Annotated in this window: 14 protein-coding genes and 1 tRNA gene; 6 read left to right on the top strand and 9 right to left on the bottom strand. The window is 64.4% G+C overall.

Annotation, left to right across the window (positions count from 1 at the left end):
* Window positions 1–415: 415 nt before the first annotated feature.
* The 4 genes from WFH44_RS20215 to WFH44_RS20200 are packed head-to-tail and all read right to left on the bottom strand — an operon-like array spanning window position 416 to window position 2,737.
* The gene (locus WFH44_RS20215) at window positions 416–1,213 is read right to left on the bottom strand and encodes a metallophosphoesterase family protein (RefSeq protein ID WP_336716273.1); all 798 of its coding nucleotides are present in this window, start codon (window positions 1,211–1,213) and stop codon (window positions 416–418) included.
* Window positions 1,214–1,258: 45 nt separating this feature from the next.
* Window positions 1,259–1,681, bottom strand: coding sequence for a hypothetical protein (locus WFH44_RS20210; RefSeq protein WP_336716271.1), 423 nt, complete (start codon window positions 1,679–1,681; stop codon window positions 1,259–1,261).
* Window positions 1,678–1,998, bottom strand: coding sequence for a hypothetical protein (locus WFH44_RS20205; protein ID WP_336716269.1), 321 nt, complete (start codon window positions 1,996–1,998; stop codon window positions 1,678–1,680). The genes WFH44_RS20210 and WFH44_RS20205 overlap by 4 nt, the downstream gene beginning before the upstream one ends.
* 7 nt (window positions 1,999–2,005) lie before the next feature.
* Window positions 2,006–2,737: a hypothetical protein gene (locus WFH44_RS20200; protein ID WP_336716267.1), complete on the bottom strand. Its 732-nt coding sequence runs from the start codon at window positions 2,735–2,737 to the stop codon at window positions 2,006–2,008.
* 184 nt (window positions 2,738–2,921) lie between these two features.
* On the opposite strand from WFH44_RS20200, the gene WFH44_RS21475 reads away from it, so the two are divergent.
* Both WFH44_RS21475 and WFH44_RS20195 read left to right on the top strand, forming a co-directional pair.
* A complete protein-coding gene (locus WFH44_RS21475; RefSeq protein WP_442892942.1) occupies window positions 2,922–3,236 on the top strand; it encodes a helix-turn-helix domain-containing protein in 315 nt (104 codons plus the stop codon).
* Between the two features lie 55 nt (window positions 3,237–3,291).
* A complete protein-coding gene (locus WFH44_RS20195; protein ID WP_336716265.1) occupies window positions 3,292–3,903 on the top strand; it encodes a hypothetical protein in 612 nt (203 codons plus the stop codon).
* Between the two features lie 214 nt (window positions 3,904–4,117).
* Here the strand turns inward: WFH44_RS20195 and WFH44_RS20190 are convergent.
* Window positions 4,118–4,190: transfer RNA gene (locus tag WFH44_RS20190), tRNA-Thr, on the bottom strand.
* A 236-nt stretch (window positions 4,191–4,426) separates the two neighbouring features.
* Window positions 4,427–5,284 (bottom strand): DsbA family protein, encoded by an 858-nt coding sequence (locus WFH44_RS20185; RefSeq protein WP_336716263.1) that lies wholly within the window; start codon window positions 5,282–5,284, stop codon window positions 4,427–4,429.
* A 190-nt stretch (window positions 5,285–5,474) separates the two neighbouring features.
* Between WFH44_RS20185 and WFH44_RS20180 the strand changes: the two genes are divergently transcribed.
* From WFH44_RS20180 to WFH44_RS20165, 4 genes are all read left to right on the top strand, one after another.
* Window positions 5,475–6,950 (top strand): alpha,alpha-trehalose-phosphate synthase (UDP-forming), encoded by a 1,476-nt coding sequence (locus WFH44_RS20180; protein ID WP_336716261.1) that lies wholly within the window; start codon window positions 5,475–5,477, stop codon window positions 6,948–6,950.
* On the top strand, window positions 6,947–7,744 hold the full coding sequence (gene otsB / locus WFH44_RS20175; RefSeq protein WP_336716259.1) for a trehalose-phosphatase: 798 nt from the start codon (window positions 6,947–6,949) through the stop codon (window positions 7,742–7,744). The genes WFH44_RS20180 and otsB overlap by 4 nt, the downstream gene beginning before the upstream one ends.
* A gap of 70 nt (window positions 7,745–7,814) precedes the next feature.
* The gene (locus WFH44_RS20170; protein ID WP_336716256.1) at window positions 7,815–8,966 is read left to right on the top strand and encodes an ABC transporter ATP-binding protein; all 1,152 of its coding nucleotides are present in this window, start codon (window positions 7,815–7,817) and stop codon (window positions 8,964–8,966) included.
* 25 nt (window positions 8,967–8,991) lie between these two features.
* Window positions 8,992–10,332, top strand: coding sequence for a DUF4032 domain-containing protein (locus tag WFH44_RS20165; protein ID WP_336716395.1), 1,341 nt, complete (start codon window positions 8,992–8,994; stop codon window positions 10,330–10,332).
* Between the two features lie 5 nt (window positions 10,333–10,337).
* On the opposite strand, the gene WFH44_RS20160 is transcribed toward WFH44_RS20165, so the two are convergent.
* The 3 genes from WFH44_RS20160 to WFH44_RS20150 form a co-directional block, all read right to left on the bottom strand.
* Complete coding sequence (locus WFH44_RS20160) at window positions 10,338–10,946, bottom strand: class I SAM-dependent methyltransferase (protein ID WP_336716254.1); 609 nt, start codon at window positions 10,944–10,946, stop codon at window positions 10,338–10,340.
* Between the two features lie 63 nt (window positions 10,947–11,009).
* Window positions 11,010–12,398, bottom strand: coding sequence for an FAD-binding oxidoreductase (locus WFH44_RS20155; RefSeq protein ID WP_336716252.1), 1,389 nt, complete (start codon window positions 12,396–12,398; stop codon window positions 11,010–11,012).
* A 50-nt stretch (window positions 12,399–12,448) separates the two neighbouring features.
* Window positions 12,449–12,889: an SRPBCC domain-containing protein gene (locus tag WFH44_RS20150; protein WP_336716250.1), complete on the bottom strand. Its 441-nt coding sequence runs from the start codon at window positions 12,887–12,889 to the stop codon at window positions 12,449–12,451.
* Window positions 12,890–13,210 lie beyond the last annotated feature (321 nt).

Raw genomic sequence — 13,210 nt, 5'->3', positions numbered from 1 at the left:
GCTGAGAGCGGCCCGGTTACCCAGTGGAGCTGCGGGACATGAGACCTTGCATCCAGAAACGGCCCCCGAAGCCTAGCGGGCCGCCCTGCTGCTCCTGAAGTAGGCGCTTCGCATGGCGGACCGTTACCGCAGCGGCTTTTTTGCCAGCTCTCGTATCCACTTAGGCGTCTCCAACCCGATTTTCCTGTCTGTCGTTACGCGCAGGCGAGCAGCTCGAATCCTGATGCGTTCCTGCTGGCTAGCCTCAGCAGCTGCCCGCAGCGATGACTTCGTCTTACACTGCCCCAGCGCAAATATTCCCATGCTCGCCCGCTCCCTTTCTAAAATCAATCGTCCGTCCGCGACAACAGGCGGATGGGCATCCTGCAGGCAAGGGAGCAAACCACCGTGAGGTCGTGGCCGTGACCCGACTGCCTTATCCGCAGGGCAATCTGCTGGGCGACCCGCAGATTCGCAATGGTTCAACCCGCAACGGAAAGTTACCCGGCCAAACTAGGACTGCATTCCCGTCGCGGCTGAGGTTCATGTCGAGAACATCGACGCGGGTTTGCTCTCCGTTCGGATGATCGATCGTGTCGATCACGCGCTGGTGCCAGTGTCCAGCGAACACTGACGCTGGCCGGAGCGCGTCAACGGCGCGACGAAGGCGCGCTCTCGTTGCCTCTGACGCCTCTAGGACCTTTGGAGGCAGGTGCAGGTCGCTCTTGACTCTTACGCCATATGGAACGTCGTGTGTAACGAGAATGTCTGTTGGACCGCCTGCGATCAGCCGGTCAACGTCTTCGTCGGTTACGTCCTCATCAGGCCACCAGTCTTTGCCTGCTGTACGCCATTCCTGGTCGATTGAATATGCGCCGCCCAAACCAGCAATGGTCAACCCGGCGTATGTGAAGCGTGCGCCCCGCGGTAAGTACCTGATGCGCGGGCGCAGGGGCGCAAGCCCCTCATCGTCAAGCTGCAACAAACGCAGCTCTTGATGGTTATCGTGGTTGCCGTCCACGAAGACAAGGCGCATATCCCGTAACTCCAGGCGCTGCTGAAGCCTGCGGTCAAACTTTCCCTTGTCCCGGCCCGGCCATAAGACAGCAAGATCACCGACATGCAGAATAAGTTCAGCACCAGCGGCAGCAGCGGCATCAACCACAGCCCGCATCCAGGGAACGTCGCCATGCCAGTCACCGGCAACAGCGACCGGCTTCGCAATCTCAGACATCCATTGCCCCCTCCTTTTGACATCTTTGATGGAGCCGCACATAATTCATGGCCGTTCCGGTTTCTCCTGCGCCAGTTCGATGACCCACTTCGGCGTCTCACGGCCCAAATGCTTATCGAGCTCGCAACGCAACCGTGCTGCCTCAATCTTGACCCTCCGCTCCGCTGCCTCTTGCTGCGCGGGAGTCCGCCGGCGTCGACGCCGAGAGCCATCGGTCCAACTGGTCGGCAAGCAGGCATTAGAGCCGAAGTCGCTTTCACCTTGGGAGACAGACAGGGCCGCGATGAGGTTATGGTCCTCGAACGTGTAGCCGTCATCAACACCGAGGCGGTGCTGCAGGTTGGCGACGTACTGAAAGAATCGTTGGTCGGATCCACTCCGTTTCCAATCAAACGCGATAAGTCCCAGGAGCAGGTCAATACGGTCTCTCGGTCTCGCTGGTAACCCGGCGAAGGGATTTTCCGTCATATGTCCGTCCCTCCGGTTTCAAGCCAGGCCTGGGTTTTGTTCTCACACACGCCTGTTGCAGGGACAGGCGACAGCCACACGTCTTTCCATTTGCTTCTGACGGGCCAGTGTGGCCTGTACATACGCCAGCTCTCACCGTCCACCTCCAGTGCGACGACAAAATGCTGCGGCGGCGAGCCGCGGAGGATCTCGTACTCAGCAGCCAAAGCGTCCACTATTTCGTTTAGTTTTCGGGCACGAGCCGACAGACCGGGCACCTCCGGCACTTCAGCAATCCAACAGTCACCGGTTTTCTTTACTCGCGCGGCCAGTTCCATCGGGGTTTCATGTCTTCTCGATTCTTGAAATGGAGATTAGAGGCGTGGTGCCGCGGAAGGTGGGTATACCGTCTTCGCGCACATCAACGAGCAACGCACCCGAATGGCCAATCTGGAGTCGATATATCGATAGGAGTCTCAGAGCTTCCCCGTCTCTCCTCAGATCGGAAGAGGGAAATCGATCCGAATCTCCGTACATGTCCTTATGACTCGGCAAACGAGTCATAGTCCGATTGCCATGCGTAAGGTCGAACACGTAGAGCGTCCCAGAGACAGTGCGGACCTGCCACCGGCCCTCCTCGCGATCTGTCAGCCTGTCCGTAATTTCCACCATAGTTAGCAAGTCTTGGCGGTCCGCTGGATTGCCTGCCCCGTCCAGGTCGTCAACGATCTCGACGCTGATCCTGCGGGCGGGCAGTATCTGCTGCACTGCAGACAGCAGCAGACGCGCTCTTTCCCCGCCAGCCTCCGGCTGTTGTGTCTGCACAAGGAGATACAGATGGTCAAGCCCCTCGAAGTATTCATTAGACGAGTTAGGAACGACCCATACCCTATCGATTCCAACCTCCCGTGCCGCTCTGAGAATCTCTCCGAGGCAGTCCTCGCTTCTCTCGATCACCGTTCGGTTCCCTACTATGGCCGGGCTACTTAGCCTGGTTGCTTCTGCCCAGAAAAATACTGAGCCCAAGGTACCGAGTTGCGCTATTTCCACCTTCTGACCAGCGCAGATCTCGATCAAGGTCGGCATTTTCCGGCACACACTCCAGAAATTGTTGAAGGTCCCGGACGCTCACAGGTCCGGCAAGGTCTACAAACGCATGAACGGGCAAAATGAACTCCTGATAGAGCTAGTAGTACATGAGTCTTGCCACATGTACTACTAGTAGGGCAGACAATCATGGTCAATTCTAATGGCATGAAGTGTGCCTATCCGACCTGAGCAGACCCCCAAGACGCAGCAGTACAGATGGTCCCGAATAAGGGCACAAGTGGGAGGGCGGATAAGGGAGCTGCGTCTGGCTCAAGGTTTGACCCAAGAAGCCCTCTCACTGGAAGTGGGAATGAGCCGCAACATGCTCATACACCTTGAATGGGGAAAAAGAAGCATCGCGTACGAGCGCCTTTGGGACATAGCCGAGGCCCTGAACGTCGGTGTTGAAGAGTTGCTGAAACCTCCCGCGATTGCTCCGACGGGCGAACCCTACGCCGGAGGCAACGGACCGGGCGGAAGGCGCTAAACCATTGCTCCCCTTCACGTCAGGCATAGCTGAGCGAATGGGGCACAATAGTGCAATGCTCTCCGCGACCGCCTCAGCCAGCGAATCAACTGACCCAACCGTTCTGCTAGCCGTAGCCGTCATTGGTGTTATTGGGGTGGCCTTCGGAGGAATTATCACGAGCGCCTCACAGCACTGGTCAGTTCGCCAGACCCAGATAGAGCAAGTCCGCACCAGGGCGGCTGAGGCGGGGGCCCTGACCATGGAATATGTCGGCAGTCTCCGTCACGTAATCAACGCTGCACAACGCGGGCAAACTCAGACAGATCTTAATGAAGCCCTCGATCAACTGAATGATACCTACAGGCAGTGTCGCCGAGCAGTCTCTCTCCTTTACGGGGCCCCCGACGTTCACATATCAGAACAGGCAGGGCAGCTGCATAACTTGGTGGTCCAGATGTCGAATGAAGTCATGCCTCTCGTGAGCGGCGGGCGCTTTAAAGAGGCGCAGTCACTTCTTGACACAAGAGACGTTCCCATTCAGGCTGCCAACAACATTCTGTTGACGATGGTGGAGCCGCTGGAACGGATGACCAACCGTTGGGGGACGCCGATGTTCAGGAACAAACATCAGGCTACGACCGTCCTAATTGAGCGAGGAACTGAACGGCAGAGAGCCGGTCAGTAATTATGCTGCTGAAAATCCCTACTAAGATCGCTGCTCTGAAGCGTTGAGTGGCGCTCTAGGGTGACTTCCCTCTGATACTGACGGAATAAGCTATCGGGATATTCCTCTTCGGGCGACCGCCCAGAATGCGGGACCGCGATAATAGCGCCAAACATAGACGGCGGCTCCGCGGGCCCTCGCCCGCGGGCCGCCTCACACTACGACTTACTACCAGAGCTGCCTATCGGACTCGAACCGATAACCTACGCATTACAAGTGCGTTGCGCTACCAATTGCGCCAAGGCAGCAGGAATATTCAATTATCCTACACGCCCCACTTCGAGGACATGTCATCCACGCTGACGCCCGGATTTGCCAGCACTCCGGCTCATCGCCTAGAGATAAGCAGCGCTCTGGCCAACTGAGCTAAGGAGGCGGACTGGTCGTGGACCAGCGCGGCTGGATCAGACCAGCTAGATAAGGTTAGCCCAGGTGGACGCCCGGCGTGAAACCGCGGCGCCCACCCGGGACACAGCTGCCTGGACTACGCGCGGGCGTCCAGGATCGGCTGGGCGAACTCGACGAAGTCACCGGTGTTGTCCCACAGCTTCCCGTCGACGTAGACGGCCGGGGTGCCGCCGACGCCCTCGGCCCTGGCCAGCGCGTCCGTGTACTTGGCGTACGGGCGGTAGGTGCCGTCCTTGATGCAGCTCTCGGCCCCGCCTGCTCCGGCCTCGGAGGCGATGCTGGCCAGTTCGTCGCTGTCCATGCCGGTCGGGACCTGGCGCTCGAAGAGGGTTTCCATGAAGGGCAGGAAGCTCTTGGGCGAGGTATTGGCCACGCAGGCCAAGGCGTTGGCGCCGCGGGACGAGTAGTTGCCGGTGGCCGGCTGGTCCAGGAAGGCTACCGTGCGGTATTCAACCGTGGCATCTCCGCTGTCCAGCCACTTCTTCAGCTGGCCCGAGTACGCGGCTTCGAATTCCGCGCAATGGGGGCAGGCTGTGTCAACGTAGATGACGATCTGGGCCGGATCGCCCTTGGGCGCTGCTGCGACCCCGCTGGGCACGGCCGGAGGCTTGGCCTCCGGATCCACCGTGGAGACGTCCACCGTGGCGGCGTCGGAGGTGGCCAGTTCCGTGCTGGACGTCAGCGTGATGCCGCCGTACTTGTTGCCGTGCGCGGGCGTGGAGCCTGCGTCGGGGAAGTCGCCGCGCTGGTTGGTGGCGACCACGACGGCGATGATGGCCACGATCGCCACGACTGCGGCCACAACACCCCAGCGCACCAGCAGCGAATTGCGCTTCTGCTTCCGCTGCTCGGCCTCACGCATCTGGCGGGCTTTTTCGCGTGCCTCCGCGGTGCGCTCGGCCTTGGTGGGCCTCGGTGTGTTCTGGCTTGCCATAAGTCCTCAAGTCTTTCAGTCTTCGGGCACCGTGGCGGCCGCCCTCGGGGACAGTTTTGTTGAAACTACAACGGTCTAACGGTACCGCGCAGCATGCCGGCGGTTCCATTGTTAATTAACGCACCGCAGTCTGCCGTTGGTTCCGGTCTTATAGAGTCAATGGCAGGATTCACAACTACAGGAGAGTCATATGGTTACTAAGCCCACATCATTGGACGCGGAACCGGAGGGCTCTGACTACGGACAATACGACTTCATCGTAGTCTCCAACCGGCTGCCGGTGGACCGTGTGCAGGACGACGACGGCGGGACCTCCTGGCGCCGTTCGCCCGGCGGCCTGGTAACGGCACTCGCCCCGGTGATGGCCAAGACGGACGGCGCCTGGATCGGCTGGCCCGGCTCCGCCAACGAGGTCCTGGACCCGTTCGACCACGACGACATGCGCCTGGTCCCCATTCCCATGAGCGACGACGACGTCGAGCTCTACTACGAGGGTTTTTCCAACGCGACGCTGTGGCCGCTCTACCATGACGTTATCGCCCCGCCGGAGTTCCACCGGACCTGGTGGGAGTGCTACAAGACGGTCAACCAGCGGTTCGCGGATGCCACCGCGAAGGTCGCGGCCGTCGGGGCCACCGTCTGGGTACAGGACTACCAGCTGCAGCTGGTGCCCAAGCTGCTGCGCGAACTCCGCCCGGACCTGAAGATCGGCTTCTTCAACCACATCCCGTTCCCCCCGCTGGAGATTTTCGCCCAGCTGCCGTGGCGCCGACAGGTGATCGAGGGCCTGCTCGGAGCGGATCTCCTGGGTTTCCAGCGGCCCAGCGACTCAAGCAACTTCCTGCGCTGTGTCCGCCGCTTTACCGGCCACCCCATCAAATCCCAGCACGTGAACATCAAGTCAGACTCCGGCACCCGCATCTGCCGGGCCGGCGCCTTCCCGATCTCCATCGACGTGGCCCAGATCAACGAACTGGCCAACCGCCCCGACGTCATCGAGCGTGCTCGCCAGATCCGCGAAGAACTCGGCAATCCCAAGACCGTGCTGCTCGGCGTGGACCGGCTGGACTACACGAAGGGCATCGGGCACAGGATCAAGGCCTACGGCGAGCTCCTCGAGGACGGCCAGGTGACGGTCGAGGATGCGGCGCTGATCCAGGTCGCCAGCCCAAGCCGCGAGCGGGTGGAGTCCTACCGTCTGCTGCGCGAGGAAATCGAGGCCTCCGTCGGCCGGATCAACGGGACGTACGACACGCTCAGCAATACGGCCATCCGGTACCTGCACCATAGCTATCCGAAGGAAGAAATGGTGGCCCTGTACCTCGCGGCCGACGTCATGCTCGTGACTGCCCTGCGCGACGGCATGAACCTGGTGGCGAAGGAGTACGTCGCCTCCCGCACGGGGATCAACGGTGCCCTGGTACTTAGCGAATTTGCCGGGGCGGCAGACCATCTCAAGCAGGCTCTCCTGGTGAACCCGCACGATATCGACGGACTCAAGGATGCGGTGATGAGGGCCATCAACATCTCCCCCGGCGAAGCGACCCGGCGGATGCGGACCATGCGCCGGCAGGTGCTGCAGAACGACGTCGAACAGTGGTCGCAAAGCTTCCTGCGGGCCTTGCAGGCCGGACCCGGCGAAGAGGCCGAGGGGGAAGAACAGTGAAGGACGGACTCGCCCCGGAACTGCTGGAGGCGCTGCGGTCGGTCAGCCGCACGCAGCGGCTGCTGGTCGCCCTCGATTTCGATGGCACCCTCGCCCCGATCGTCGAACGTGCCGAGCACGCCCGGGCCCTGCCGGCGTCGGCCGCCGCAGTGCGGGAGCTTGCCGCGCTCCCCCGGACCTACACCGCCTTCATCTCCGGGCGCGCGCTGGACAGCCTTCGGGTCGTCGCCTCGCCCGGCGAAGAAACGCTGCTGATCGGCTCGCACGGCGCCGAGGTCTTCACCGGACCGGATAGCCCCGCCCTGACCCTCGACGACGCCCAGGCGCTGGCACTGCGGCAGGCGACCGCCGTCGTCGAAAGCGTCGTCGCAACCCATCCCGGCACCCGGCTGGAAGCCAAGCCCGCCGGCGTCGTACTCCACACCCGTACGGCGGACGACGACGTGGCCCTTGCGGCCACCGAGAGCGCGCGGAAACAGCTGGCCGCGATCGCGGGAGTGCACCTGAAGGACGGCAAGCGGGTGCTGGAAACCTCCGTAATCAGCTCGGACAAGGGGCAGGGTATCGAATTGCTGCGCGGGGTCACCGGCGCCACGGCGGTAGTCTTTGCCGGCGACGATGTCACGGACGAGGACGCCATCGGGGCGTTGGGATCGCAGGACCTCGGCATCCGAATCGGGCCCGGCGCCTCCCGCGCGGCCCACCGGGTGGACTCGCCGGAAGATTTCACCCGTGTCTTGGAGGCCTTGTCCGAGCTGCGCCGTACCGCCGTCGAATCCGGCGTGCAATACTGAGCACACACAACTGAATTACCGCTTCACTACGGATCGTCGGGCACGTACCTGCCCGTGAAGGGATATGAACATGGCAACGGTAACGTTCGATCGTGCTACCCGGTTGTACCCGGGGACGGATAAGCCGGCGGTGGACGCGCTGAACCTGGAGATCGCCGACGGCGAGTTCCTGGTCCTGGTGGGCCCGTCCGGCTGCGGCAAGTCCACCTCGCTGCGGATGCTCGCAGGCCTCGAGGACGTCAATACCGGCCGGATCCTGATCGGCGACCGGGACGTCACCGATGTCCCGCCGAAGGACCGGGACATCGCGATGGTGTTCCAGAACTACGCGCTCTACCCGCACATGTCGGTCGCGGACAACATGGGCTTCGCGCTCAAGATCGCGGGGATCGACAAGGACGAACGGCGCCGCCGGGTCGAGGAAGCCGCGAAGCTGCTGGACCTGGAGCAGTACCTGGACCGCAAGCCCAAGGCGCTCTCCGGCGGCCAGCGCCAGCGCGTCGCGATGGGCCGGGCGATCGTCCGCTCCCCGCAGGTGTTCCTGATGGACGAACCGCTCTCCAACCTGGACGCGAAGCTGCGCGTGCAGACCCGCACGCAGATCGCCTCGCTGACCCGCCGCCTCGGGGTCACCACCGTGTACGTCACCCACGACCAGGTCGAGGCCATGACCATGGGCGACCGGGTCGCGGTGCTCAAGGACGGGATCCTGCAGCAGGTCGACACCCCGCGGAACCTCTACGACCGGCCGGCCAACGTGTTCGTCGCCGGGTTCATCGGCTCCCCGGCAATGAACCTGCTGGAACTGCCCGTGACCGAGGGCGGCGTGCAGTTCGGCGGCACGGTCTACCCGGTGCCGCGGAACGTGCTCGGCGAAGCCCACGGCACCACGGTTTCCCTGGGCGTGCGTCCGGAGGACTTGGAACGCGCCGAGGACGGCCAGGGCCTCGAGGTCGCGGTCGACGTGGTCGAGGAACTCGGCGCCGACGCCTACGTCTACGGCCACACCATGCTCGACGGCCAGCGCCACGAGATCACCGGCCGCACCGACGGACGCCGGCCCCCGACAGCCGGCAGCACCGTCTACGTCCGGCCCAAACCGGACCACGTCCACCTCTTCGACTCCCAGACCGGCCTGCGCCTCGGCGGCCACGACCCCGCTACCCCGCAGGCCTCCCTGACCGACCTGGAATCAGCCGTGGAGACGAGCGACCGGGCCTGAGGCCCGCGCCGGAGCCGGGATGCCCATGGACGCCAGCTGGCAGAACGAGCCCACCGACTTCCGCCAGATGGGCAAGCTGCCGCGGCGCAGCGGGCCCTCGGAAGCGGCTCGGCTGGGTCCCTTGAGCATCACGTCCGCCACGATGGACGAGGAACTTCTCGACCTGCCGTGGCATGTGGCGCTGGAAGAGTGGCCGGTGCACAACCTGGCCGCTCTTCCACGCGGCATTTCGCGGCATGTGGTCCGGTTCGCGCACCTGGGCGGCTCCGTCATTGCGGTGAAGGAAACCAACGAGCATGTGGCGCGCCATGAGTACCACATGCTGCGCAAGCTGCAGCGGCTGGCCGTGCCGTGCGTGGAACCGCTGGCGATCGTCGCCGGCCGGCGCAATGCCGCCGGCGAGGACCTCAAGCCCGCGCTGGTCACGCGCCACCTTCGCTTTTCCATGCCGTACCGGGCCGTGTTCTCGCAGACCCTTCGCCGGGCCACCCTGACGCGGCTGATCGATGCGCAGGCGCTGCTGCTGGTCCGGCTGCACCTGCTCGGTTTCTACTGGGGCGACGTCTCCCTGTCCAACACGCTCTTCCGCCGGGACGCCGGCGCATTCGCCGCCTACCTGGTGGACGCCGAGACGGGCGAACTCTACCCGGAGCTCTCCACGGGACAGCGCGAGTACGATCTGGAGGTCGGCAGGGTCAACATTGCCGGCGAGCTGATGGACCTGATCGAGGGCGGCCTGGTCGAGGAGGCCGTGGACCCAATTGCCGTTAGCGAACGCATCATCGACAGCTACCGGAATCTCTGGGCGGCTCTGACCGAGCGGGAGAGCTTCGAGTTCGGCCAGCGCTGGCGGATCAACGCCCGTATCCGGAGGCTCAACGAACTCGGATTCGATGTGGAGGAGTACTCCATCCTGACGGCCCCGGGCCAGTCCGAGGTGCAGCTCCAGCCAAAAGTCGTCGACGCCGGACACCACCAGCGGCGCCTGCTGCGGCTGACGGGCCTTGACGTGCAGGAAAACCAGGCGCGCCGGCTGCTCAACGACATCGACGCGTACCGGACGGACACCAGCACCGCGCAGGATGAAGAGCTGGCAGCCCACGAGTGGGTCACCCACGTCTTCGAGCCCATCGTGAAGTCCATCCCGCGCGGACTCTCCGGCAAGCTCGAACCGGCCGAAGTGGTCCACCAGGTACTCGAGCACCGCTGGTACATCTCGGAGGCGCAGCACCGCAACGTCCCGCTCGCCGAGGCGCTGCAGGCCTACCTGGACGATGTGCTGCCGCACCGGCGGGACGAAGCCGCGATCATCCTCGACCCCACGGCGGGCGGTCCAGGCCTGGCGGACTACGACGACGCCGAATAGCGGCCCTAGCTGGCCCGGCTGAAGACCGCCACGAGGAAGTCCGACGACGGTGAGAACGGCCGCAGGTCCCACGTGGAAAACAGGTGGTCCACGGCCAGCCCGGCACCCGCGGCGTCCTTCAGGAAGACCTCGAATTCATAGCCCCGGCCCGCACCGAAACCGGTCACCAGCCGCCCGGCCGGCGTCAGATGGCGTGCCAGCCGCGCCAGGACCTCCGGCGCTGTGCCGGGCGCCAGGAACGTCAGCACGTTTCCGGCGCTGACAATCAGGTCGAATGGCGCCGTGATGCCCTGGGCCGGCAGATCCAGCTCGGCCAGGTCTCCCACCAGCCACCGCACCTCGGGGTGGTCCTTGCCGGCCGCCTCGATCAGCTCCGGATCGACATCGATCCCGACCACCTCGTGCCCGCGCCCGGCAAGCTCGCCGCCCAGCCGCCCCGGGCCGCATCCGGCGTCGAGTATCCGGCTTCCCCGGCCGGCCATCGCATCGATCATGCGCGCCTCGCCATGGAGGTCCATGCCTTCCGAACGCATCGCCTCGAACCGCTGGATGTACCACGCCGAGTGGCCCGGGTTCTTACGCTTCTGGGCTTCCCACAGAGTCTCTTTCCGCACGTTCCCAGCCTACGCGCTAACGACGACGGCGACAGCCTCCGGTTCGCGGCCGCCCGCCGGGCCTTAGGAGACCTGCGGTTCCACCCGTTCCGGCAGCGCCTTGCCCGGGTTCAGCAAGTCTTTCGGATCGAACAGTTCCTTGATCCCGCGCTGCAATTCGAGCACCTCCTCGCGCTGCTCCAGCGGCAGCCACCGCAGCTTGTACTGCCCCACGCCATGCTCCCCGGTGATCGTCCCGCCGAGCCGCAACCCGACTTCGATCGATTCGTCCAGCGCCGCGTCCAGGACCGGGATCTTCTCCGACTGCCCCGCCGGCACCCAGAACATCGGGTGCAGGTTGCCGTCGCCGGCATGCGCCACTACTTTCAGCCCGACGCCACGCTCTGCTGCGATCCGTTCCAGCTCGGCGATGTAGTGCACCAGCTGCGAGCGAGGTACCGCCACGTCCTCGCCGACGCGGAACACGTCGTCGATCTCCGCGCCGCGGCTGTGGCGCCGCAGTTCCACCAACTGCACTGCCTCCTCGCTGACCTCCGCCGTCACCGTGGCTCCCAGCTCCGTGAGCACCCTGCGGATGATCGTGGCTTCTATCCCGGCGCCGTATCCGTCCGTCTGGATCAGCAGCAGAGCTCCGCCGCGCCGGCGCAGGTCCGATCCTTGGTCCTGGTCCAGCTGGGCCAAGGTATGCCCGTCGAGCAGTTCCATGATCGACGGCTGCACCCGTGCCTTACCAACCGCCAGCACACCCGCCGCCGCAGCGGTCACTTCAGGGAAGAACGCCGCAATCGTCTGCACCTCCGCGGGGAGGTAGCGGAGGCGGAGAGTGGCCCCGACCACCACGCCCAGCGTTCCCTCCGAACCAACAAACAGCCCGGTCAGGTCATAGCCCGCGACGCCCTTGAAGGTCCGTCGCCCCGTGCTGATCAGCGAGCCGTCGGCAAGGACAACGTCCAGCCCGAGCACGGACTCCCTGGTCACCCCGTACTTGGCGCAGCGCAAGCCACCCGCATTCGTAGCGATGTTCCCGCCGATCGTGGACAGCCTGTAGCTGGCCGGGTCCGGTGCGTACATCAGGCCGTGCTGGGCCGCCGCCGCATTCAAGTCTGCGTTGATCACCCCCGGCTCGACCCGCGCGACCTCGTCCTCCGGATGGATTTCCAGAATCCGGTTCATGCGCTCGAGGCTCAGGACCACGGAGCCGGGAGTCGCGTGCGCTCCGCCGGAGAGGCCCGTTCCCGCCCCGCGGCACACCACCGGGACGCCATGCCGGTCCGCAAGCCGCATCACCGCCTGCACATCGCCGATGCTTTCAGCCCAGACCACGGCCGCGGGCAGCCAGCGATCCTGTACAGGTCCCTGGTCCACTGCGTAGGACACTAGAACGTCCTCGCTCGTACTGAAGCGCTCCGCCGGCAACGCCGCCCGCAGCGACTCAATCATCGATTCGCTCATGGCTTGCAAGGCCTCCTCGCCCAAGTCCCTGTGTGCCTGCCGCTGTCGTCCTAGAGCCCCGGCGGGAGCACCCGCACGCTGGAACGAATGCCGCCCATGAACCGGGCATACTTCGCCAGAATCTCCGGCCACTCCCCGGCGTACTCCTCCCGCGCCGCCTCTCCGGCCGGGACATGCTGCCACCCGGAATGAACCAGCCGCACGGTAGTACTTTCGGAGCCGTCCGCCTCAAACGACACCTCAAGCCGGCTGGCTGCCGCCGGGCCAGAGCCCCGATGCCAGGAGAGCCGGATCTGCACGCCAGGCGCCCACTCCAGGATGTCCGCCCAGATCTCGATCTCGTCCCGGTCGGAGGTCTCCACCAGCACCCGCTCCTCGAACTCAAGATGCGATCCCTCCCCGAACACCCCGTAGTCGGCTATCGGCCACCAGAGATGGATCAGCTCGCTAAAGCCTTCGAAGGCCTGCTCCCGCGCGTGCGGAACGGACACCTCGCAAATGATCGGTGCCGCGGACCTGCCCGGCTCGGAAGGCTGTGGAGCATGGGAAAACAGGGAAGACGCCATGAAGTAACCCTAGCCGCAGACCGGCCGAACGGGCCGAACCGTTCTTCCTCCGGCGGCGGGCGGTCGCCGGTAGGGCCGGCTTTAACGGGGGCGGGCTCCGGCCGCGGGGGTGCGGCGGAGCCCGGAAGTGTGGTGTGTGTTGTGGTGGTTAAATGCGGTGAGGGGCGCCGCCGTCGTTGGCGGTGCCCCTCATCGTGGTGGTTGTGTCCGGCGGTGACCTACTCTCCCACACCCTCCCGGGTGCAG

This window comes from Arthrobacter sp. USHLN218, assembly GCF_037144715.1.
In the GTDB taxonomy this organism is placed as follows: domain Bacteria; phylum Actinomycetota; class Actinomycetes; order Actinomycetales; family Micrococcaceae; genus Crystallibacter.
Note: the sequence above shows the minus strand (reverse complement) of the source record. Positions and strands in the feature narration are given on the sequence as shown.

Excerpts from the sequence above, each read along its gene's own strand:
- WFH44_RS20215 (WP_336716273.1), bottom strand. The coding sequence starts at position 1,213 with ATGTCTGAGATTGCGAAGCCGGTCGCTGTTGCCGGTGACTGGCATGGC.
- WFH44_RS20210 (WP_336716271.1), bottom strand. The coding sequence starts at position 1,681 with ATGACGGAAAATCCCTTCGCCGGGTTACCAGCGAGACCGAGAGACCGT.
- WFH44_RS20155 (WP_336716252.1), bottom strand. The coding sequence starts at position 12,398 with ATGAGCGAATCGATGATTGAGTCGCTGCGGGCGGCGTTGCCGGCGGAG.
- WFH44_RS20185 (WP_336716263.1), bottom strand. The coding sequence starts at position 5,284 with ATGGCAAGCCAGAACACACCGAGGCCCACCAAGGCCGAGCGCACCGCG.
- WFH44_RS20195 (WP_336716265.1), top strand. The coding sequence starts at position 3,292 with ATGCTCTCCGCGACCGCCTCAGCCAGCGAATCAACTGACCCAACCGTT.
- WFH44_RS20165 (WP_336716395.1), top strand. The coding sequence starts at position 8,992 with ATGGACGCCAGCTGGCAGAACGAGCCCACCGACTTCCGCCAGATGGGC.
- WFH44_RS20170 (WP_336716256.1), top strand. The coding sequence starts at position 7,815 with ATGGCAACGGTAACGTTCGATCGTGCTACCCGGTTGTACCCGGGGACG.
- WFH44_RS20205 (WP_336716269.1), bottom strand. The coding sequence starts at position 1,998 with ATGGAACTGGCCGCGCGAGTAAAGAAAACCGGTGACTGTTGGATTGCT.
- WFH44_RS20180 (WP_336716261.1), top strand. The coding sequence starts at position 5,475 with ATGGTTACTAAGCCCACATCATTGGACGCGGAACCGGAGGGCTCTGAC.